Below are 19,583 nucleotides of genomic sequence, written 5' to 3' on the forward strand. Positions count from 1 at the left end.
ACAGTGATTTCACTTGTTATCGCGGATGATCATCCCTTGTTCCGTAGTGCGCTATGTGGCGCACTACGGTCAGAAATTGAGGGTATTACCATAGTCGAATCCCATGATTTGGATTCGACGTTGCAGTGTTTGGATAGCCTAAATGATCTTGATTTGCTGCTGCTGGACTTGAATATGCCGGGAAGCGGTGATTTATATGGGCTCATACGAATTCGTAAAGACTTTCCTGATGTGCCCGTAGCCGTTATTTCTGGTAGCGAAGACACCACCATGGTTGCCAAGGTGATTGATGCTGGCGCTTTGGGGTTTATTCCTAAAACGAGTGAGCCCGCTACTTATGTGCAAGCCATTCATGCGATTTTGGCTGGTGATATTTGGCTACCTGATGGACTTAGGGAAGAGGTTGCCAAGCAACCTAAGCCTGATTTATCAATGCAGCATAAAGTCACTGAGTTAACGCCCCAGCAATATAAGGTCTTGTGCTATCTGCATGAAGGTCTGTTGAATAAACAAATTGCTTATGAATTGTCTATTTCTGAAGCAACGGTAAAGGCTCATATTACAGCGATTTTCCGTAAATTGGAGATTAATAATAGAACTCAGGCGGTCTTAGTTGCGAGTGATTTGAAGTTGCAAATGAGCGCGACACAAAGCTAATTCTTGTCTTTTTCTGTTTTCTCGCTTTTGCAGTGGCATGAGTCTGGAACTGGATCCATGCCACCTTCGTGCCATGGATGACATTTAGACAATCTTCTCAAGCCAAGCCACACTCCCTTAAAAATTCCAAAGCGTTCAATGGCTTGGATCATATACTGTGAACAGCTAGGATAAAAGCGGCAGTTATTCCCCAATAATGGACTGATTAAAAACTGATAGCCTTTTACTAATAATATGAAGAATCTTTTCATGAGCCGCTTACTTTAGTGAAGAGTTTGATGGGGGGGAAGTGTGTCATTTTTGTGTAAATGGTAGCGTCTATTTGTTACTGTAGCGGAAATATATCACAGAATCGATTCTACTATGCCAGATCAACATCTTACTCTTGATGCAATGCAGGTTGTTGCTTATCAAGGCGAGCCTGGGGCTTACTCTCATCTTGCTTGCAAACATACCTTCCCAGATTGGACCAGTATTCACTGTGCGAGCTTTGTTGATGCTTTGCAGATGGTGGAGCGAGGCGATGCTTACTACGCAATGATTCCAGTAGAAAATTCCACCGCTGGTCGAGTGGAAGAAATATATCGAGAACTAAAGCGTACCCAGCTGTATGTGGTGAAAGAGCATTTTGAGCCTGTCAATCATTGTCTGATTGCCCGTCACTCGATGACACTGGATCAAATTACACGAATTGGTAGTCACCCTCAGGCATTGGCGCAATGTGATGCCAATATCAAGGCGTTAGGGGCGAAGAGTCAGGCTATGTATGACACGGCTGGCGCGGCTAAGCATATTGCTGAGTTCGATGAACCCGGCTTGGCGGTTATTTCGTCTGAGTTGGCGGCAGAATTGTATGGTCTAAATGTATTAAAAACTTTTTTCAATGATACGGTAGGCAATACAACACGGTTTTTGGTCTTCTCCCGTCAGCAAAAAATGCCCGTTTATGAAGACGGTAAAACCTATATCACTTCTTTTATGTTTCGCGTGCGAAATATCCCTGCTGCACTGTATAAAGCGATGGGCGGTTTTGCGACACAAGGTATTAATATGCTGAAGTTAGAAAGTTATATGGTGAATGGTAATTTCACCGCGACTCAGTTCTATGTAGACGTTGAGGCGCACTTTCAATCATCTTCTATGCAAGCGGCACTTGAAGAGTTGCGTTTCTTCTCTGAAGAAGTGCGGATATTAGGAACCTATTTGGCGGATGATTATAGGTTGAAGTGACAATGATGACTCGTTGGTTATGTGTTAGTTTATGTCTGCCTTTTAGTATGAGTACTTGGGCAGAAATGGATGATTCCTCTTTCAGGGGTGATGCCTTGTATGAAAACACTGCTGGTGGCAGCTTTTCCGATATGAGTGCATATGATGGTTTTTTTGATCATATTCCTGTGGTGGTAACTCCGTCTAAAATGTCTCAACCTAGAGTGGATGTGTCTTCTACTTTATCGGTATTGGATGGTGAGTTCATTCGACGTATTAATATGCAATACGTGGAGGACCTCTTGCAGTTTGTCCCCGGTTTTTCTGTTGCACCTTATAAATCATCCAGTCAAAAAGAAGCCTCATACCACGGTACTCAGTTAGACCAATATCGCCGAATTCAAGTCTTGGTTAATGGGCGCTCTGTTTATAGCGTTGGGCTAGCACGTGTTGAATGGGCGACTTTGCCGCTTAGTATTGAAGATGTTGCTCGTGTGGAGGTTAACCGCGGACCAAATGCTGCCAGTTACGGTATTAACTCGTATTTTGCTGTAGTGAATATTATCACCCGATCTCCTTTAGAGACTCTGGGTGATAGTATTACTGCGTATTCTGGCTCTCGTGGAGATTATCGTTTATATGGGCAGCATAGTGGCTTAAATGGGGATTGGAGTTATCGTGCATCTGCTTCAACAAATGCTGTGCATGGTTTTGATAAAGATTACTACGGTGAAGACAGGCACGATGGCCATCGTTCAACGATGGGAAATGTTTTCATTCAAAAAGAAACGTCGAACAGTTTTTTTGATTTAGATATTGGGGCGAGCAGTTTAAGAGATAAAGTGGATCCAACTGAATATGAATCAAATTCTTCAACGGGGTCGTACGATACAAATAATCCTATGCGCTTGGTCGATCGTGAGCACATCAAGTTCAGTTATAGTAAGCAAGTTTCACCAACGCATGAGCTTAAAGTTCAGTATTACTATGATCAATCTGACTTAAGTGAATATCATGAAGCGCGGTTGAGTGGTGCTTTTTACAGTTCTGCTTTTGATGTGACACCAGCTGTCGGTGATACTGATGTTTCATACTTGATTGACCTTTTAGAAACGCGTCACGATATTGAACTTCAGAGCACGTGGGAGACATCTAAAAAACTTAGGTTAATTTCTGCGATAGGCTATCGTTGGGACGAAGCAGAATCCGAGAGTTTCTTGTCAGGAACAGCGAGTGATGAAGTGTTTCGTCTTTCCTCGAATATGGAGTATCGAGCGAGCGATCTTTGGGTCGTTAATGCGGGAGCAATGTTCGAGCGTAGTGAAATGGGAGGTGAATTTTTATCTCCTAAGCTTGGTATGACGTATAAACTATCTGAACAGGAGTCGGTTAGATTTAATGTTTCCAAAGCGGTGAGAACGCCCGATTTGTCAGATCAATACTTCAAATGGCATTATGTGTTGTCGAATGGAGAGGAGTCCTACACAACTTACGCGGTGAATGGTGAAGAAGAGGAAAAAATCACTTCTTATGAAGTTGGCTACTATCAATATTGGCCAAGTCATGGACTCTCATTGGATTTGAAGGTCTATCATGATGAAGTTCAAGATATGGTGTTAAGTAACAAATTATTTACCGCTTTTAGTGCCGATTCACCTATCGAAGAAGGTGTGGTCGAAGATGTTAATATTAACGGGCTTGAGCTTGAACTTGACTGGCGCTTTCGATCTGGTGCCATTACTCGTTTCACTTACGCATATCAAGATACTCAAACAGACAACGTCAGCCTTTTGAAGGCCACAACACCTGTAATGTTGTCTTTTTTTGGAAGTCTTCCGTTAGCGGAGCGCTGGGCTATTCAAAGCTATTACTGGTATGGAAAAGAGTTAGGTGGGAAAGATTACGAGCTTCTTAATACTTGGTTGTCTTATCGATTGTCTTTAGGGGGATACTCAAAAGCAACCATGGGATTTGGGGTAGAAACGCGTTTGGATAATAACGCACTTGTCTCTAGGCATAATAATATAACGGAAGATACATTTGCTTATGTTTATACGAATATCACTTTCTAGCTTGGATAAATAGAAAAGTGAAAAGGATTTTTTCAATTATTTTTTTGCTGCTGACATCCATGCATGTGTCTGCAGCGATTTATATTGTCCATGATATTGAAGAAAGCTCAGTACGTTCTCTATCATTCCAACTTTCTAAATTACTGCCTGAAGATAGTCTGCTGATACCAGTGCGTCGTTCCTTATTTATGCAAAATGTGTCTTCTCTGAAAGAAGGAGATGTCATGGTGGCAATTGGAGTGGATAGCTTTAATCAAGTTTGCTCATCTGTATCTGAAGGAGCGATTATGGCCATTTTTATCGGTAAAGAGGAATACCTTAAGGCCCAAGCACAATGTTCAATACCGAATACAGCCGTGTTTTCCGGAGCACCTTTGGATAAACGATTGGCATTGTTAAAAGCGATTTGGTTTGACCGTAAACCGCTGGCCATGCTTTACAGTGATAATCTCTTGGTTGATGAGCAAGAAATGCAGGATCAGGCTGCTCAGTATGGTTTTGAGTTCCAGTTTATGAAAACAGAAAGCGACCGACTCTCTGTTTTGAAGGCCATCAATTTGGTTTTAGAAAATTCAATAATGGTGTTTTCATTGGTTGATACGGAGCTGTATAAGAACCGTGTAGCTCAGGATGTATTAAAGTTGCTGTTTCATAAGCAACGGGTCATGATTGGGCCGTCTTTCGCTTTTGTTCGAGCGGGTTCTTTATTTGCTGTTTATTCTGATACAGAAACGAAGCTAGGTATATTGGCAAATCAAATTAGTGTATGGCAGACAAGAGAGATTCTTTTGCCTGCTGTATACCCTGACAAGTTGCGGGTGAGTTTTAATCCTTATCTTATCAAATCTCACGGTGTCGTATTGCCGTCCCCCTCTTATTTGAAAGATAAATATGGTCTTTGTTCGGAAATGGCATGTTAGTGCTTATTGCAAAAAACGTTTTACAAGACTGGTGAAGGGTAGTGGCTTTTCTGCATGTAGCCAATGACCAGCGTCTGTGATGATTTTAAAGCTAGCATTAGGGAAAAGAGCCATGATCGCTTCTTGGTGCTGTGCCACGATATAATCTGAGTTCTCGCCTTTGATAAACAGCGTTGGTATGTCTACTGTATTTTCCATAACTGGCTTTTTCAAGATGGTAGAATAACTATCCGCTATGTTGTTTACGGAGAGTTCCAGCGTAAAGCCTTGTTCACTTCTCACTAGGTTTTTCAGTAAGAACTGTCTGACTGCTAAATTTGATTCGTATGTGCTTAGCAGGGCATCGGCTTCTTTTCTTGAGGCTGGCTGTGATTTCTCAATAGCCTTTAATCCTTCTAAGATACGAGTATGACTTGGTTGGTAATCAACTGGAGAGATATCAACCACGATGAGTTTTTCAATTTTTCCCGCAGGTGCGTTTGCTGCCATCTGCATAGCGACTTTTCCACCCATTGAGTGCCCGAGAAGGTAGAAAGTATTGATCTGATTGAGCTCAGCCCAGTCGAGTATTGCTTCTGCCATTTTTGGATAGCTGGCTTCAGACATACTGTCTGATTTACCATGGTTAGGAAGATCGATACAGTGCACAGTGAAGTGTTCAGCCAAGCTTTGTGCAATGGAGTGCCAGTTGTCAGCATTACCAAATAAACCATGTATGACAATAAGATTTGGGCCTGATGAGCCATATTGCTTTGCGTGTATCATAGGAACCTTGTGTGGAAGTAAATATACCTACATTGTATCAAGTCTTGGAAAGTTTCGTCCCTATAGAATCAAGGTAGTTGATTGAATGTTAGACACATTTTTTATAAAGAGCTTGAAACACCCTTTGCGGATTACGGCTGTGGTGATCGATAAATTGGGCATTAAAGCCAATTGGATTACCTTATTTGGCTTTGCTTTTGGCATGATGGTGTTGCCTGCTTTGTATTTTGGAAATACGTCATTGGCGTTGTTGTGCGTGATCATTAACAGAGTGATGGATGGTTTAGACGGTGCTGTGGCGAGAGTGCAGGGGCCAACAGATTTGGGGGGCTATTTAGATATCACCTTAGATTTTATTTTCTATTCGGCTGTGATTTTTGGTTTTGCTCTGATGAATCCGTTGGAGAATGCGCTGGCTGCGAGCTTTTTGATTTTTTCTTTTATGGGAACAGGGAGCAGTTTTTTAGCATTTGCTATTATGGCAGAAAAGCAAAAAATAGAACGTTTAGAGTATGGTCGTAAATCACTGTATTTTTTAGGTGGTCTAGCGGAAGGAACAGAAACCATAGCGTTGCTAATATTGATCTGTTTGTTCCCTAGCTACTTTGCTGTCATGGCGTATATTTTCGGTACGATTTGTTGGATAACGACGGCAACCCGAATTTATGCAGGTTACCGAACATTATCTTAAGCTCTCTGCGCAAGCTTTAATCGAAAAAAGCGATTTCAATGTCACTTTTGACAATGGCACAGCAAGCTAATAAATAACCGCTTTGCACCCACGCTAGAGGCTCAAATGGGTACATAACATTTCCCCATAAGAGCTTGATTGAGCAAGAAGAACAATATCCCTCACGACACTGGTACTCGACGTGAATGCCAGCTCGTTCAAGTTGTACCAGTAAGGGCTCGTCTTCAGTGACGAGAATTTGTTTTTTCCCTAACAGTACTCGATGCACTTGGTCTTTCTTTTCGAGTGCTTTTGGATCAGAGATCGAAGTCATCGAAGTCTGAATCGTCTAAGCTGTTGTCTGTTTGTCCTACTAGGTAAGAGCTGATTTCTGCTTCTTGTGGAGCCACTTGAACATTGTCACTCACCAACCAAGCGTTAATCCAAGGAATTGGGTTGTGCTTCGTCGAAAAGTAGGTTTCAAGCCCAACGGCTTGCATACGCACGTTAGTAATGTATTCCACATATTGGCCTAAGATTTGAGCGTTAAGGCCAATCATTGAGCCGTCTTTAAATAGGTAGGTGGCCCATTCTTTTTCTTGCTCTGCGGCTTCAATGAAGATTTGGCGAACTTCGTTTTGGCATTCTTCAGCAATAACCGCCATTTCTGGGTCATCTCTACCGGAAGCCATTAGGTTCAACATGTGCTGAGTGCCTGTTAAATGCAAAGCTTCATCGCGAGCGATCAGTTTGATGATCTTAGCGTTGCCTTCCATTAGTGTGCGTTCAGCAAAGGCGAAGCTACAAGCAAAGCTTACATAGAAGCGAATCGCTTCTAACACATTGACGGAAGCAATAGTTAGATAAAGGGCCTTTTTAAGTTTAGGCATAGAAATTTCAATCTCGCCTTTCCCCGGAATATCAAAGGTCCCCATGCCCATGGTGTTATACAAATTGACCATTTCGATTAGGCGGTCATAGTAGATAGAAACACTATCAGCACGCTTGGTTATTTCTTCATTTGTCACAATATCATCAAAAATCTTAGTGGGATCGTTAACGATGTTACGAATGATGTGTGTGTAGGAGCGGCTGTGAATCGTTTCACTGAAAGACCACGTCTCGATCCAGGTTTCTAATTCAGGCAAAGAGACAATCGGCAATAAAGCAACGTTTGGTGAACGACCTTGTACGCTGTCTAGCAGAGTTTGGTATTTCAGGTTACTTAAGAAGATGTGTTGTTCGTGCTCTTCTAAACGTTGAAAGTCTTTGCGATCAGTAGATAGGTCGACTTCTTCAGGGCGCCAAAAGAAAGACAGTTGCTTTTCGATTAGTTTTTCAAAAATAGGATGCTTTTGCTGATCATAGCGAGCAACGTTGACATTTTCACCAAAGAACATAGGTTCTTTTGTGCTATCGAAGTGCTTGCGGTTGAAAGTCGAGTAACTCATGTTTCAGGGTATTCCTCAAAAGCGTAGGGCATGTTCCGTGAGAAAATGCCTTCGTTATTAATAGATTTTAGGTTTCATTAAAGCGGTAAACGTAGCAAAGCCTCATTGGTATGAGGCTTTGCTTGTCAGATCATGCAATAGATCTTTGTGCCATGGCTGACAGGTTAGATTTTACAAGCACCGCCAGCGCAATCGTCCATATCTTCTTGTTTATCATCAGCACCATCGCGAGTGTTATGGTAGTAAAGTGTTTTTACACCAAGTTTGTAAGCGGTTAGTAGGTCTTTCAAAATGACCTTCATCGGTACTTTTTGTGACTCAAATTTTTGTGGATCATAATTCGTGTTGGCAGAGATCGCTTGATCGACAAATTTCTGCATGATACCAACTAATTGTAGATAACCATCGTTTGATGGGATAGTCCACAACAGCTCATAATTGTCTTTTAGGCGTTCAAACTCGGGCACTACTTGCTTCAATATACCGTCTTTACTTGCTTTAACTGAAACGAAGCCACGAGGAGGCTCGATACCGTTAGTTGCGTTGCTGATCTGAGAAGAGGTTTCAGATGGCATTAATGCTGTCAGTGTTGAGTTACGTAGACCATGAGTAACGATCTCTGAACGTAACGTTTCCCAATCATAGATCAATTCATTAGAAACAACATTATCGATTTCTTTTTTGTAAGAATCGATTGGCAAGATGCCTTTAGAGTAAGTTGTTTCGTTAAAGGCTAAGCATGGGCCAAACTCTTTCGCTAACTTGTTAGAGGCTTTCAGTAAGAAGTACTGAATTGCTTCAAACGTTTTGTGAGTAAGGTCGTTTGCGCTGCCGTCAGAGTATTTAACGCCGTTTTTCGCCAAGTAGTAAGCGTAGTTAATAACACCTACACCTAATGTACGGCGCAATTCCGTTGCACGTTGTGCTGCTGGAATTGGGTAGTTCTGGTAATCCAGTAGTGCATCTAGCGCACGGACGATTAGCTCAGACAATTCTTCAAGCTCGTCTAGGTTTTCTAGGGCACCTAGGTTAAACGCAGACAATGTACAAAGTGCAATCTCGCCTTCTGGGTCATCAATGCGATTTAGTGGCTTGGTTGGAAGCGCGATTTCCAAACACAAGTTACTTTGTTTGACTGGTGCAACTTTTGGATCGAATGGGCTGTGAGTATTACAGTGATCCACGTTCTGTAGGTATATACGGCCAGTGCTTGCACGCTCAGAAGCAAACAAAGTAAATAACTCTGTCGCTTTAACGGTTTGCTTGCGGATGGAAGGATTTTGCTCATACATGGTGTATAGGCGATCGAATTCTTCTTGGTCGGCAAAGAAAGCGTCGTATAGACCTGGGACGTCAGATGGGCTAAACAATGTGATGTTGCCGCCTTTAATCAAACGTTGGTACATCAAACGGTTGAACTGAACGCCATAGTCTAAGTGGCGAACGCGGTTTTCTTCTACACCACGGTTGTTTTTCAACACTAATAGGCTTTCGACTTCAAGATGCCAAATTGGATAGAAAACAGTCGCTGCACCACCACGAACACCACCTTGAGAACAGCTTTTCACGGCTGTTTGGAAATGTTTGTAGAAGGGGATACAGCCAGTGTGGAAGGCTTCGCCACCACGAATAGCACTACCCAATGCACGAATAGCACCCGCATTTACACCAATCCCAGCACGTTGACTAACGTATTTGACGATAGCGCTGGAGGTTGCATTGATAGAGTCTAAAGAATCACCACACTCAATTAGGACACAGCTACTAAACTGACGTGTCGGAGTACGAATACCGGACATGATAGGTGTTGGTAATGAAATCTTAAATTTAGAAACGGCATCGTAGAAACGACGAATAAGATTCAAACGATCTTTTAGGTCGTACTCAGCAAACAGGCAAGCTGCCACTAGGATGTAGATAAACTGAGGGCTTTCGTAAATATCGCCGCTTACACGGTTTTGTACTAGATATTTACCTTCAAGCTGTTTGACGGCCGCGTAGGAGAAATTCATGTCACGAGAATGGTCAATGAATTCATTCAGCTGATTGAAATCTTCTTCAGAATACTTGTCTAGCAATTGAGCGTCATATCGCTTTTGTTGAACTAGGTTTTTTACATGCGCATAAAGGTGTGGAGGCTCAAAATCACCAAAGGCTTTTTTACGTAAGTGAAAGATAGCTAGGCGAGCAGCCAGATATTGGTAATCAGGCGTATGTTCAGAAATCAAGTCTGCAGCAGACTTGATTAGAGTTTCGTGAATGTCTGTAGTTCGAATGCCCTCAAAGAACTGAATTCGTGCTTTTAGCTCTACTTGGGAAACGGAAACATTGTCTAGACCTTCAGCCGCCCATGCGATGACTTTATGAATCTTTTCTAGGTTGATGTTTTCCGTCGTCCCGTTACGTTTAGTAACTGTGAGAGTACTCATGCATTGACTTCCCATTAGTGCGATATAAAAAGAGGTGGTTTACTCTATGTAGTGTGTTTGTTTTTTTTGACACACTACATATAGTGTTTTGTTAATAATCTGTGACGAACAATAGTGCTCATTCAAGTGAAAATCAAGGCTTGAAAAAAACTCTAAAATGATAATTAAATAATAGCTAAGTGCTTACTTACTTTACTTGCCTGAAGAAGCGTAAAGTTAGCAATTGGCAATACCGTTAGGGCTATTTTTATCTATTTTTTGATGAAAAAAACTCACCTCTCTGAATGCACGAAAAGTGATCAAGAAATGAAATCGAGCACCATTTTGAACGCTGCCACTAGTATAAATAAAATGATTTGATGGATAAGGTATATAGGCAGAGCGTAGCGTCCCATAAAGGCCAGGATGTCTATTATTAGCGCGTTTGGTGTTGGGCACTTGTGCCAGTTCAAGTAGCCAAGAAGAGGGCCAATTAAAACAACGCCTATCCATGGAAATGGAAATACAATATCTAAGGTTCTTTGCGGCAGCTCTACATAAGAAGTAATGACTGAAAATGCGTTTGGGAAATGTAGCCAATTTGTTGAATGGTAGATAATTATGATGACTGCGCCAGCCAGCGCTGAACTAATTGGCCATTTGGCACATGGTCTGGTGATCAAAGAGGCTATAAAGATAAAGTGTAATATGCCAAAGTATATCCATTGGTTAGGTGCGGCAAGATATGTGGCGAGTGAAATTGCAGCCGCGGAAATAAACAGTTTGGTATCGCGTTTCCAGAATGAAGGGTGTTTGGCTTTGGTTAGCGTGAGGTAAGTGGACCAACCGATGGCCGTAAGAAAAAGTGTTAAAATAACGCTGCGAAAATACACCCAAAAAGGGTCATAAATGGAAAACTCCATAAACCCAAAATTCCGTAGATCCCAGCAGAAGTGAAAGATCATCATTAGTAGAACAGCAGATCCGCGATATACATCTAAAAATGCGCTGCGTTTGGTTGGCTCGAAAACGGAAGAGGTTTGCATTGAAGTCCAAGGTGAATAATTAAATGGAAGCTCGGCCATCATACCGATACTCATTTTCTAGCTCAAGCTTGCCGTCGTTGATGTCTCAGCTTAAATCGGATGTGCTGTGGGAGCGGGAAAGCCTGACTATGTTTGGACGTGATGTTTTGGTGCCACGCCAAGTCGCATTTATAGCGGGTCACGGTGTTTGTTATCGTTATTCTGCTAAAGATCATCATGGTTTTGGTTGGCCTGATTGGCTGTTGCCTATTAAGAAAGAGGCTGAACAACATGCAGGTCAATCTTTCAATGCGGTGTTATTGAATTGGTACCAAGATGGTGATGAATATATGGGCTGGCATGCGGACGACGAGAAAATATTAGGTCCGGCCCCCGTTGTTGCTATGTTGAGTCTTGGTGTGAGTCGACCCTTTTTATTTCGCTTAAAAGTGAATCATCAAATTAAGCACAGCGTTGAATTAGAAAATGGAAGTTGGCTAGTGATGTCGGCTTCAACACAAGTGTTGTGGCAGCATTCTTTGCCGGTAAGGAAGCGGATCAAAGAGGAGAGGATAAGTTTAACCTTTCGTCTCCTACTTTGAGTCTTATGCGCTCTCCCGATGACTTACAGGCAGAGATTAATCATTAAGGTGCTTTTCGAGTTCTTATCCAATCGTTATCTTTTTGGGTATAGCAAATACGGTCATGAAGTCGGCTTGGTCGTCCTTGCCAGAACTCAATGAAACGGGGCTTTAGCACATAGCCGCCCCAGTTTTCAGGGCAGGGAACTTCTTGATCGTTGAACGCTTGTTCTTCAGCATCAAATGCCTTTTGCAGTGCGTCACGGCTAGGGATGACTGCGCTTTGTCTAGACGTTCTGGCTGCCAGCTGGCTTCCTCGTGGACGACTTGCAAAGTAGGTTTCTGAGGTTTCTCGAGATACTTTTTCTATGGTGCCTTCTATACGAACTTGGCGAGATAGAGCAGGCCAAAAAAAGGTCATACTGGCTTTGTTGTTTTGCGCCAATTGCTGGGCTTTTTCACTGTCGTAGTTTGTGAAAAAAGAAAACCCTGTGTCATTGCGTTGTTTCAATAACACTACACGAGAATGTGGCCAACCATCTAATCCAACGGTGCTTAATATCATTGCAGTTGGGTCATCAGGGCAGGACTCAATAGCTTTCTCTAGCCAAACGTCAAACAAATCCAGTGGGTTATTACCAGCCTGTTCTTCCAAAAGGTCGTCGAATTGGTAGTCACGACGAATAGAATGCAGATCTCTGTTCATGATTAAATCCGGTAAGTGGTCGATGTCATAACTTTGGATACTTGAGTCATGATGGCCATAATAGGTTGTGGAAATTCGTATCCGCCTGCTTCCAGCGCCATTGCTTTATGTTTGGCTTCGTCTATGTGCATTTGCGTTAACACCGCTTTGCTTTTTTCATCTTGTGTTGGCAAGGTGGCCATGTGTTTTTCAAGATGAATGCAAACTTGGTCCTCTGTTGCTGCCACAAACCCTAGGCTGAGTTTGTCGCTAATCAGGCCTGCACCAGCACCAATCATAAACGATGCCCCATAGAACAATGGGTTCAAAATACTTGGTCTACTGCCTAAGTCATAAAGACGTTGCTCACACCAAACGAGATGGTCGATTTCTTCGTCTGCAGCGTGTTCCATTTCTTGGCGAACCTTGGCAAGTTTTGCTGTAGTGGCTTGTCCTGCATAGAGTGCCTGTGCGCATACTTCACCTGTATGGTTTATGCGCATTAGCCCAGATGAATGCTTGCGTTCGCTTTTATCCAGTTCGGCTTCTTCTAGTGTATCCGCAGGAGAAGGTCGATTGGCGTTTGCTGCACTTGGCACAAGCGTCTGTAAGGCGCGATCAAACTGTAATACGGCCTTGTCTAGGAAAGAGATCATTATATTTCCCCTTATTAACCTGGAGGCCATGTCATTGCGCGGCCACCGAGTACATGCATGTGGATATGGTAAACAGTTTGTCCACCCATTTCGTTGCAGTTCATGACCACCCGATAGCCTGCGTCGCTGATACCTTTCTGTTTTGCTATTTTTGCAGCGGTCGTTTGTAGCTTGCCAACCACTGGTGCATCTTCATCAGTCAGGTCATTTAATGTACTAATATGACGTTTCGGGATGACAAGGAAATGGGTGGGCGCTTTAGGCATTATGTCATCAAAGGCAATAACATCATCGTCTTCAAATAAAACGGTTGCCGGAATGTCCCCTTTTACTATCTTGCAAAATAAACAGTCCATATCATCTCCTTTCATTTGTATTATTCAAGTGTAGTGGTTTTGCTTCAAGTCGTCTTGCGCAAAGGATTGATCCGTGACAAAGATGTGTTCTTTAGTCTGTCTCCTTTTTGTATAAGACGAGATATCCTTTGTTCTAGGTGATCCTCTAATTCGGAACCAGCCAGCAATTCATCAAAACCAAGTTTTTTAGCATAATCTAGCGACATTTTAACATTGTTGCTAATCAGTAGGCACTGATCTTCACTGCGCATTAAGGGTAGTAATCTTTGTTGCGTTATATGAGGGATATGACCGCCATTATCGAAGACCAAAATAATAGAGCCAGACTCTCTTTTTGCCGGTAATTCTAAATAATCCAATAAGCTTTCTAGTGTCGTGAAGTGTTCAATTTTATTGGTGTGATTTTGCAAAATCGTTAACGCTTTTTGCAGTTCGTTGTCTTCTTGACCAAATAATATGATATCAAAATGATGTTGTTGGCTGATGTCGTTATTCAACGGGCGAATGTGTGTGCGAATAGGCAGTTGGATGTTAATGCTTCGTGTACGACCACTCTCGGATATGTGTAATTCACCCTCTAAGTGTTGGCAGAGGAGGGTAATGTAGTGCATGCCAAGGTCAAAGTTTGCTGCCGTTGTGCTGATTCGTGTGGGAAGAGGATAGCAGCTTAGTTCTAATACAGTGATGCCATCTCTATTCATTTCGTGGCGTGTGATGTTTAGAGTTAGGGGTTGGTCAGTAAAATGTTTGAATTCCTGTGCAAGGCTTTCTATCAAATGCTGCAAAATTGGCGCATTTTGTAAAATTTCAACCTGATTGGTTTTGTAGGTGTTGAGCTCTATTAACGTATTGTCTTGATCTAAGCGCTGAAAATTGTTGTAGGCATTGTCTATTAATTGATTAAGTAGAATGGGGTGTGGCTGGTCAGGTATTGCATTTTCTTTTATGTCGCTTAGTAGATCAATGCGTTCCATTAGGTTTTTTAGGTTGTTATTTGCCGTTAAGCTGCTCGTAATAAGCAGTTTGGCATCGTTTGAGGTTGCCGCTTGCTCAAGATGAGACAGACCTCCACCAAGGATATTAATTTGACGGCGTAGGCGACTAGATATATCGGGTAAAAGGCTGGCTATCTCGGTTTGTGAGTGTTTGCCTTTTCGTACCTGTCTTTGTAATAGCGGCGTGGTTTGCGCAATCATGCCAGTGAAATGAATCATTGATTCGATGATGATGGTGAGTGTTAAACCCCATTTAAATAATGCAATGCTTGGGATGATGCCATAGACCGACATAATCCATGCAAAGTAACCGAACAGCAGCGTTAATCGAGCCACAAGGTAATATGTTGAAAAAGGGATGTTCTTGATGAAGGCGGTAATGGCGTGCACGGTTAATAGAATAAGGGTGCTGACAGCTAGGGCAGAAAGTATCAGAATATTTACTTTCTCAGGAGAAACGGTAAATAGAATGATAAATATCGCATTAATAGAGCCTACTGAAATAAGTAGTTTGTCCATTCTGGGGAGATGATCTTTGGTGTCTAGGTAGAGCCGAGAAAAGAATACGATGGCACATAAGCAAGATAGCGAAGCTAGATTGTAGATCCTTTCTTGGATATTCGTGACGTTTGGGAAAAACTGAGACACTTGATCATGAAGAGTAAGGTGTAAAACGGCAATGCTAATAAGCAATACGCAGTAGATTAAATACATCGAGTGGGATGTTTTGACAAAAAAGAACAGATTACACACGAACAGGGTGAGTAATATGCCAATGATAACGCCTGTAAAGGTTAGATCTGCTTGAGTATCTTGGCTTAATTGGGAAAGTGTTTTTAGCTCAATTTGCGCATTAATAGGCAAATGAGATGCGAGTTTTATATATAGGGTGAAAACCGGTGGGGAGTTAGCCGGAATGGAGAATACATAGTTGGGTGTTTTTATTTGCTTGTTGTTATAAGGTCGTGCGCCACCAAGTTCTGCTTGTACTTGATTTTCGTATAGGTTTGGCAAGAATATGTCTAAGTATTGAAGTCTAGGAGAGGCGACTTCTAGCAGAATAGGCGTGCTACTGGTGGTTCGTATGGCAATGTCTGTTTTAATCCAGATGTTGCCTTTTACTAATCCAAATTGTAAGTAATCACGATTGATTGGTCGGAATTGTTTTGCGTATTGGTCAGATGCAATGGTATCTAATGATAGGTTTTGCTTTTCATCGATAAAATAAGAGCCACTTTTGCCAATATTAAACACACTATTTGTGTCGTCGATGATGGCAATAGTGTTTGAGCCCCAAGCGAAGTTGGAGATGCTGAGGAAAAGCAGTAAAATTAATCGATAAAGCAAAACGCTAGCCTGACTGTATTGTGTAAAGGCTATCATTATTAACTAGATAGGGGATCAAATGCTATATCCAATTTTAGTAGAGTATTATGTTTGGTTTAGCATATTGCTTCTAGGCGTCACTTGGTTTGCAAGACAAACAAAGCCGGCAACACGCACTAATCTAATGTACGGCTATGGAATGATTGCGGCGCTAGGTTTTGTTCTTGGTTTGGATTGGGTTGCGGGTGTTATTTTTGGTTTATTAGTTTTGGAATTAGGGCGCTTGTTCAAAGCTTGGTTAGATAAAAAAGAGTCACAGCTAAAAAAATAAATTCTAACCATTCTCTAAGATTGAAATATGAAAAAGGCCTCACTCGAGGCCTTTTTTTATCTGATTGCTCTTTTGCTAGCTAACAGCGTGATTACTTCTGTTCGCGAGCAATAGCGCGGTGACCAATGTCAGTACGGAAATACACTTTGTCCCAAGACAATGTGTTTACAACGTCGTATGCAGCCGCTTGTGCTTGTGCAACTGTATCACCAAGAGCAACAGCGCAAAGCACACGACCGCCATTAGTGACTGTCTGGCCGTCTTTTAATGCCGTGCCAGCTTGAAAGACTTTTTGACCTTCAGGAAGTACTGTATCCAATCCAGAAATCACATCACCTTTCGGGTAATCCGCAGGGTAACCGCCAGCTGCCAGAACAACACCTAAGCTTGCGCGAGGGTCCCAGTCTGCTTCAACGGTATCTAATTTACCATTCACTGCAGCCAAACACATTTGTGCCAAGTCAGAGCGTAAACGCATCATGATAGGTTGTGTTTCTGGATCACCAAAACGGCAGTTGTATTCAAGTGTTTTTGGTGTGCCATCTGGTGCGATCATTACGCCTGCGTACAAGAAACCACGGTAACGGTTGCCTTCAGCATTCATGCCTTTTACGGTTGGCATAATAACTTCGTTCATAATGCGATCATGAATTTCTGGTGTAACAACAGGAGCAGGAGAGTAAGCCCCCATGCCACCAGTATTCGGGCCTTGGTCGCCATTATCACGTGCTTTGTGATCTTGGCTGGTGGCCATTGGTAAAACGGTTTCACCGTCTACCATGCAAATAAAGCTGGCTTCTTCGCCAACTAGGAATTCTTCGATAACAACGCGGCTACCCGCATCGCCAAAAGAATTGCCTTGTAGCATATCTTCAACGGCTTCTATCGCTTCGGCTTCGGTTTGCGCCAAGATAACGCCTTTGCCTGCTGCCAAGCCGTCAGCTTTGACCACAATCGGAGCGCCTTGCAGTTTGATGTAAGCAACAGCTGGTTCAATTTCTGTGAAGTTACCGTAAGCCGCTGTTGGGATATTATGGCGAGCTAAAAAGTCTTTAGTGAAGGCTTTAGAGCCTTCTAGTTGTGCTGCGGCCGCCGTTGGGCCAAAGATAGCCAAACCTTCTTTTTCAAACGCGTCCACCACACCAATAACCAATGGCGCTTCTGGGCCAACAATGGTTAGGTCAATGTTTTCTTTTTTCGCGAAAGCAACAAGATCAGCAATGTCGGTTACGCCGATGTTAACGTTTTCAACTTTGTTTTCGGTTGCGGAGCCTGCATTACCAGGAGCAACGAACACTTTTTCTACTTGGCTAGATTCTGCGGTTTTCCATGCTAGAGCATGTTCACGACCGCCGTTACCAATAATAAGAACTTTCATTATCTAATCCTTTGTATTGCGAGTCAGAGGCCGAAGAAGCCTCTGACAACAAACTAATAAAACGTTGGCTTAATAAACCACGGTTTATTAATGACGATGTCTTAGTGACGCGCTTTTAATGACGGAAGTGACGCATACCAGTGAAGACCATCGCCATGCCAGCTTCGTCAGCTGCAGCAATGACTTCTTCATCACGCATAGAGCCGCCAGGCTGAATAACGGCTGTAATGCCAGCTTGAGCGGCAGCATCTATACCATCACGGAATGGGAAGAATGCATCAGATGCCATAACAGAGCCAACTACTTCTAAGCTTTCATCAGCGGCTTTAATACCAGCGATTTTCGCGCTGTAAACGCGGCTCATTTGGCCTGCGCCGACACCAATGGTTTGTTCTGCTTTCGCGTAAACAATGGCATTAGATTTAACGAACTTAGCCACTTTCCAAGCGAACAATAGATCTTTTAACTCAGCTTCGCTAGGTTGGCGCTTAGAAACAACTTTTAAGTCAGCCAAAGTGATATTGCCATCGTCTCGGTCTTGAACCAACAAGCCACCGTTAACACGTTTGTAATCTAGTGCAGCAGGCTTATCTTTTGACCATTGGCCACACTCAAGTAAGCGAACGTTTTGCTTAGCCGCCACAATGTCAGACGCTTCTTTGCTGACGCTTGGTGCGATGATGACTTCAACGAATTGGCGATCAACAATGGCTTGTGCTGTTTTTGCATCAAGTTCTTGGTTAAACGCAATGATGCCGCCAAAGGCAGACGTTGGATCCGTTTGGAAAGCTAGATCGTAAGCTTCAAATTGCGTTGCTGCTGTTGCAACACCACAAGGGTTAGCGTGTTTTACGATAACGCATGCAGGCTTATCAAAGCTTTTTACGCACTCAAGAGCGGCATCGGTATCAGCGATGTTGTTGTAAGACAGCGCTTTACCTTGGATTTGTTTTGCCGTGCTGATGGATGCTTCTTTAGGGTTTGCTTCAACGTAGAAAGCCGCTTTTTGGTGTGGATTCTCACCGTAGCGCATTTCTTCTTGTTTGTTGAATTGTAGGTTAAAGGTGCGAGCGAAATCTTCGCTTCCGCCTGCTACTTTTTTACCTAGGAAATTCGCGATAGCGCCATCGTAGTGTGATGTGTGCTCGAAGGCTTTAACAGCAAGATCAAAACGCTGTTCGAAAGTCAAACCGCCATCGACTTTAAGTGATGCCAAGATGCCTTCATAATTAGCTGGGGAAACCACGATAGCAACGTCTTTATGGTTTTTCGCTGCAGAGCGAACCATAGTTGGACCACCGATATCGATATTTTCAATCGCCATTGGCAAATCGCAATCAGGACGTTCGATAGTTGCTTCGAATGGGTAAAGGTTAACAACCACCATATCGATTTCTTCGATACCATGCTCTTTCATGATGGCGCCATCAATGTCGCGACGACCAAGAATACCGCCGTGTACTTTTGGATGTAGAGTTTTTACACGGCCATCCATCATTTCTGGGAAGCCAGTGTAGTCAGACACTTCAGTTGCTTTAACGTTGCTGTCCAATAAAAGACGGTAAGTACCACCAGTTGAAAGAATTTCAACGCCTTGAGCAGTCAATTCGCGTGCGAATTCGACAATGCCTGTTTTGTCGGAAACACTGATTAACGCTCGTTTGATTGGAGTTACTGTATTTTGATTTGCCATCATGGTTCTCGCAATTAATTTAACACTAAATAAACAAGGGGAAGGTAAGACGAAAAAAAGGGCGAAATCGCCCTTTTTTCTTTGTGCTTATAGCATGCCGTATTGCTTCAACTTCTTGCGAAGTGTGCCTCGGTTTAACCCAAGGATGGTGGATGCTTTGGTTTGGTTATCCTTTGTGTAGCTCATCACAGACTCTAGCAAAGGCGCCTCAACCTCAGCTAAGACTAACTGGTATAAGTCTGTTATTGGCTGCCCATCAAGATGAGCGAAATAGTTTTGTAGGGCTTTTTCAACATTGTCACGTAGGGTTTGTGACTGCTCTGAAGAAGCGGCTTGAAACGTATGAGTATGAGTTTGTTCTACCACAGAATGACCTTCTATTTTTAAAGCTAACCATTTATTAAT

20 protein-coding genes are annotated in these 19,583 nt (G+C 42.7%); 7 read left to right on the forward strand and 13 right to left on the reverse strand.

What is annotated here, in order from left to right:
* Positions 1-3 precede the first annotated feature (3 nt).
* Positions 4-657, forward strand: coding sequence for a LuxR C-terminal-related transcriptional regulator (locus AC2A4J_RS09480; RefSeq protein ID WP_484175818.1), 654 nt, complete (start codon positions 4-6; stop codon positions 655-657).
* Here AC2A4J_RS09480 and yidD read toward each other — a convergent pair.
* Entirely contained in the window at positions 654-908 is a 255-nt protein-coding gene (gene yidD / locus AC2A4J_RS09485; RefSeq protein WP_255825569.1) for a membrane protein insertion efficiency factor YidD, read from the reverse strand. The genes AC2A4J_RS09480 and yidD overlap by 4 nt on opposite strands.
* 112 nt (positions 909-1,020) lie before the next feature.
* Here yidD and AC2A4J_RS09490 point away from each other — a divergent pair, with 112 nt between their 5' ends.
* From AC2A4J_RS09490 to AC2A4J_RS09500, 3 genes are read left to right on the forward strand one after another with little or no spacing between them, the layout of a single operon-like run.
* Positions 1,021-1,887, forward strand: a complete 867-nt coding sequence (locus tag AC2A4J_RS09490; RefSeq protein WP_484175819.1) for a prephenate dehydratase — start codon at positions 1,021-1,023, stop codon at positions 1,885-1,887.
* A gap of 5 nt (positions 1,888-1,892) precedes the next feature.
* On the forward strand, positions 1,893-3,938 hold the full coding sequence (locus AC2A4J_RS09495) for a TonB-dependent receptor plug domain-containing protein (protein WP_484175820.1): 2,046 nt from the start codon (positions 1,893-1,895) through the stop codon (positions 3,936-3,938).
* 17 nt (positions 3,939-3,955) lie between these two features.
* Positions 3,956-4,858 (forward strand): hypothetical protein, encoded by a 903-nt coding sequence (locus AC2A4J_RS09500; protein ID WP_484175821.1) that lies wholly within the window; start codon positions 3,956-3,958, stop codon positions 4,856-4,858.
* Positions 4,859-4,861: 3 nt separating this feature from the next.
* Here AC2A4J_RS09500 and AC2A4J_RS09505 read toward each other — a convergent pair whose 3' ends face one another.
* On the reverse strand, positions 4,862-5,623 hold the full coding sequence (locus AC2A4J_RS09505; RefSeq protein ID WP_484175822.1) for an alpha/beta fold hydrolase: 762 nt from the start codon (positions 5,621-5,623) through the stop codon (positions 4,862-4,864).
* Positions 5,624-5,708: 85 nt separating this feature from the next.
* Here AC2A4J_RS09505 and AC2A4J_RS09510 point away from each other — a divergent pair, with 85 nt between their 5' ends.
* The gene (locus AC2A4J_RS09510) at positions 5,709-6,314 is read left to right on the forward strand and encodes a CDP-alcohol phosphatidyltransferase family protein (RefSeq protein ID WP_484175823.1); all 606 of its coding nucleotides are present in this window, start codon (positions 5,709-5,711) and stop codon (positions 6,312-6,314) included.
* Positions 6,315-6,330: 16 nt separating this feature from the next.
* Here AC2A4J_RS09510 and yfaE read toward each other — a convergent pair whose 3' ends face one another.
* The 4 genes from yfaE to AC2A4J_RS09530 all read right to left on the reverse strand — a co-directional run bounded on the left by yfaE (position 6,331) and on the right by AC2A4J_RS09530 (position 11,252).
* Positions 6,331-6,627 (reverse strand): class I ribonucleotide reductase maintenance protein YfaE, encoded by a 297-nt coding sequence (gene yfaE, locus AC2A4J_RS09515; protein ID WP_484175824.1) that lies wholly within the window; start codon positions 6,625-6,627, stop codon positions 6,331-6,333.
* Positions 6,611-7,744 carry a class Ia ribonucleoside-diphosphate reductase subunit beta gene (gene nrdB, locus AC2A4J_RS09520; protein ID WP_484175825.1) on the reverse strand — a complete coding sequence of 378 codons (1,134 nt, stop codon included), beginning with the start codon at positions 7,742-7,744 and terminating at the stop codon, positions 6,611-6,613. The genes yfaE and nrdB overlap by 17 nt, the downstream gene beginning before the upstream one ends.
* A gap of 164 nt (positions 7,745-7,908) precedes the next feature.
* A complete protein-coding gene (gene nrdA, locus AC2A4J_RS09525; protein WP_484175826.1) occupies positions 7,909-10,173 on the reverse strand; it encodes a class 1a ribonucleoside-diphosphate reductase subunit alpha in 2,265 nt (754 codons plus the stop codon).
* Between the two features lie 299 nt (positions 10,174-10,472).
* Entirely contained in the window at positions 10,473-11,252 is a 780-nt protein-coding gene (locus tag AC2A4J_RS09530; protein ID WP_484175827.1) for a heparan-alpha-glucosaminide N-acetyltransferase, read from the reverse strand.
* On the opposite strand from AC2A4J_RS09530, the gene AC2A4J_RS09535 reads away from it, so the two are divergent.
* On the forward strand, positions 11,222-11,779 hold the full coding sequence (locus AC2A4J_RS09535; RefSeq protein WP_484175828.1) for an alpha-ketoglutarate-dependent dioxygenase AlkB family protein: 558 nt from the start codon (positions 11,222-11,224) through the stop codon (positions 11,777-11,779). The genes AC2A4J_RS09530 and AC2A4J_RS09535 overlap by 31 nt on opposite strands.
* A gap of 43 nt (positions 11,780-11,822) precedes the next feature.
* On the opposite strand, the gene pdxH is transcribed toward AC2A4J_RS09535, so the two are convergent.
* The 4 genes from pdxH to AC2A4J_RS09555 are packed head-to-tail and all read right to left on the reverse strand — an operon-like array spanning position 11,823 to position 15,833.
* Positions 11,823-12,464: a pyridoxamine 5'-phosphate oxidase gene (gene pdxH, locus AC2A4J_RS09540; RefSeq protein WP_484175829.1), complete on the reverse strand. Its 642-nt coding sequence runs from the start codon at positions 12,462-12,464 to the stop codon at positions 11,823-11,825.
* Between the two features lie 2 nt (positions 12,465-12,466).
* Positions 12,467-13,099, reverse strand: coding sequence for a 2-polyprenyl-3-methyl-6-methoxy-1,4-benzoquinone monooxygenase (gene coq7 / locus AC2A4J_RS09545; protein ID WP_255828522.1), 633 nt, complete (start codon positions 13,097-13,099; stop codon positions 12,467-12,469).
* Positions 13,100-13,113: 14 nt separating this feature from the next.
* Positions 13,114-13,455 (reverse strand): histidine triad nucleotide-binding protein, encoded by a 342-nt coding sequence (locus tag AC2A4J_RS09550; protein WP_255828523.1) that lies wholly within the window; start codon positions 13,453-13,455, stop codon positions 13,114-13,116.
* A gap of 44 nt (positions 13,456-13,499) precedes the next feature.
* Entirely contained in the window at positions 13,500-15,833 is a 2,334-nt protein-coding gene (locus tag AC2A4J_RS09555; RefSeq protein ID WP_484175830.1) for a 7TMR-DISM family protein, read from the reverse strand.
* Positions 15,834-15,855: 22 nt separating this feature from the next.
* Here AC2A4J_RS09555 and AC2A4J_RS09560 point away from each other — a divergent pair, with 22 nt between their 5' ends.
* Positions 15,856-16,107 carry a hypothetical protein gene (locus tag AC2A4J_RS09560; protein WP_255828525.1) on the forward strand — a complete coding sequence of 84 codons (252 nt, stop codon included), beginning with the start codon at positions 15,856-15,858 and terminating at the stop codon, positions 16,105-16,107.
* 91 nt (positions 16,108-16,198) lie between these two features.
* Here the strand turns inward: AC2A4J_RS09560 and purD are convergent, their stop codons facing one another.
* The 3 genes from purD to fis all read right to left on the reverse strand — a co-directional run bounded on the left by purD (position 16,199) and on the right by fis (position 19,544).
* Positions 16,199-17,485: a phosphoribosylamine--glycine ligase gene (gene purD / locus AC2A4J_RS09565; protein ID WP_484175831.1), complete on the reverse strand. Its 1,287-nt coding sequence runs from the start codon at positions 17,483-17,485 to the stop codon at positions 16,199-16,201.
* A gap of 115 nt (positions 17,486-17,600) precedes the next feature.
* Positions 17,601-19,178, reverse strand: coding sequence for a bifunctional phosphoribosylaminoimidazolecarboxamide formyltransferase/IMP cyclohydrolase (gene purH, locus AC2A4J_RS09570; RefSeq protein WP_484175832.1), 1,578 nt, complete (start codon positions 19,176-19,178; stop codon positions 17,601-17,603).
* Positions 19,179-19,265: 87 nt separating this feature from the next.
* Positions 19,266-19,544 carry a DNA-binding transcriptional regulator Fis gene (fis, locus tag AC2A4J_RS09575; protein WP_012070668.1) on the reverse strand — a complete coding sequence of 93 codons (279 nt, stop codon included), beginning with the start codon at positions 19,542-19,544 and terminating at the stop codon, positions 19,266-19,268.
* Between the last annotated feature and the right edge of the window lie 39 nt (positions 19,545-19,583).

Source organism: Marinomonas sp. ATLA20 (assembly GCF_057180105.1).

Excerpts from the sequence above, each read along its gene's own strand:
- yidD (WP_255825569.1), bottom strand. The coding sequence starts at position 908 with ATGAAAAGATTCTTCATATTATTAGTAAAAGGCTATCAGTTTTTAATC.
- AC2A4J_RS09490 (WP_484175819.1), top strand. The coding sequence starts at position 1,021 with ATGCCAGATCAACATCTTACTCTTGATGCAATGCAGGTTGTTGCTTAT.
- AC2A4J_RS09495 (WP_484175820.1), top strand. The coding sequence starts at position 1,893 with ATGACTCGTTGGTTATGTGTTAGTTTATGTCTGCCTTTTAGTATGAGT.
- AC2A4J_RS09505 (WP_484175822.1), bottom strand. The coding sequence starts at position 5,623 with ATGATACACGCAAAGCAATATGGCTCATCAGGCCCAAATCTTATTGTC.
- AC2A4J_RS09510 (WP_484175823.1), top strand. The coding sequence starts at position 5,709 with ATGTTAGACACATTTTTTATAAAGAGCTTGAAACACCCTTTGCGGATT.
- yfaE (WP_484175824.1), bottom strand. The coding sequence starts at position 6,627 with ATGACTTCGATCTCTGATCCAAAAGCACTCGAAAAGAAAGACCAAGTG.
- nrdB (WP_484175825.1), bottom strand. The coding sequence starts at position 7,744 with ATGAGTTACTCGACTTTCAACCGCAAGCACTTCGATAGCACAAAAGAA.
- nrdA (WP_484175826.1), bottom strand. The coding sequence starts at position 10,173 with ATGAGTACTCTCACAGTTACTAAACGTAACGGGACGACGGAAAACATC.
- AC2A4J_RS09535 (WP_484175828.1), top strand. The coding sequence starts at position 11,222 with ATGGAAGCTCGGCCATCATACCGATACTCATTTTCTAGCTCAAGCTTG.
- AC2A4J_RS09530 (WP_484175827.1), bottom strand. The coding sequence starts at position 11,252 with ATGAGTATCGGTATGATGGCCGAGCTTCCATTTAATTATTCACCTTGG.
- pdxH (WP_484175829.1), bottom strand. The coding sequence starts at position 12,464 with ATGAACAGAGATCTGCATTCTATTCGTCGTGACTACCAATTCGACGAC.
- coq7 (WP_255828522.1), bottom strand. The coding sequence starts at position 13,099 with ATGATCTCTTTCCTAGACAAGGCCGTATTACAGTTTGATCGCGCCTTA.
- AC2A4J_RS09550 (WP_255828523.1), bottom strand. The coding sequence starts at position 13,455 with ATGGACTGTTTATTTTGCAAGATAGTAAAAGGGGACATTCCGGCAACC.
- AC2A4J_RS09555 (WP_484175830.1), bottom strand. The coding sequence starts at position 15,833 with ATGATAGCCTTTACACAATACAGTCAGGCTAGCGTTTTGCTTTATCGA.
- AC2A4J_RS09560 (WP_255828525.1), top strand. The coding sequence starts at position 15,856 with ATGCTATATCCAATTTTAGTAGAGTATTATGTTTGGTTTAGCATATTG.
- purD (WP_484175831.1), bottom strand. The coding sequence starts at position 17,485 with ATGAAAGTTCTTATTATTGGTAACGGCGGTCGTGAACATGCTCTAGCA.
- purH (WP_484175832.1), bottom strand. The coding sequence starts at position 19,178 with ATGGCAAATCAAAATACAGTAACTCCAATCAAACGAGCGTTAATCAGT.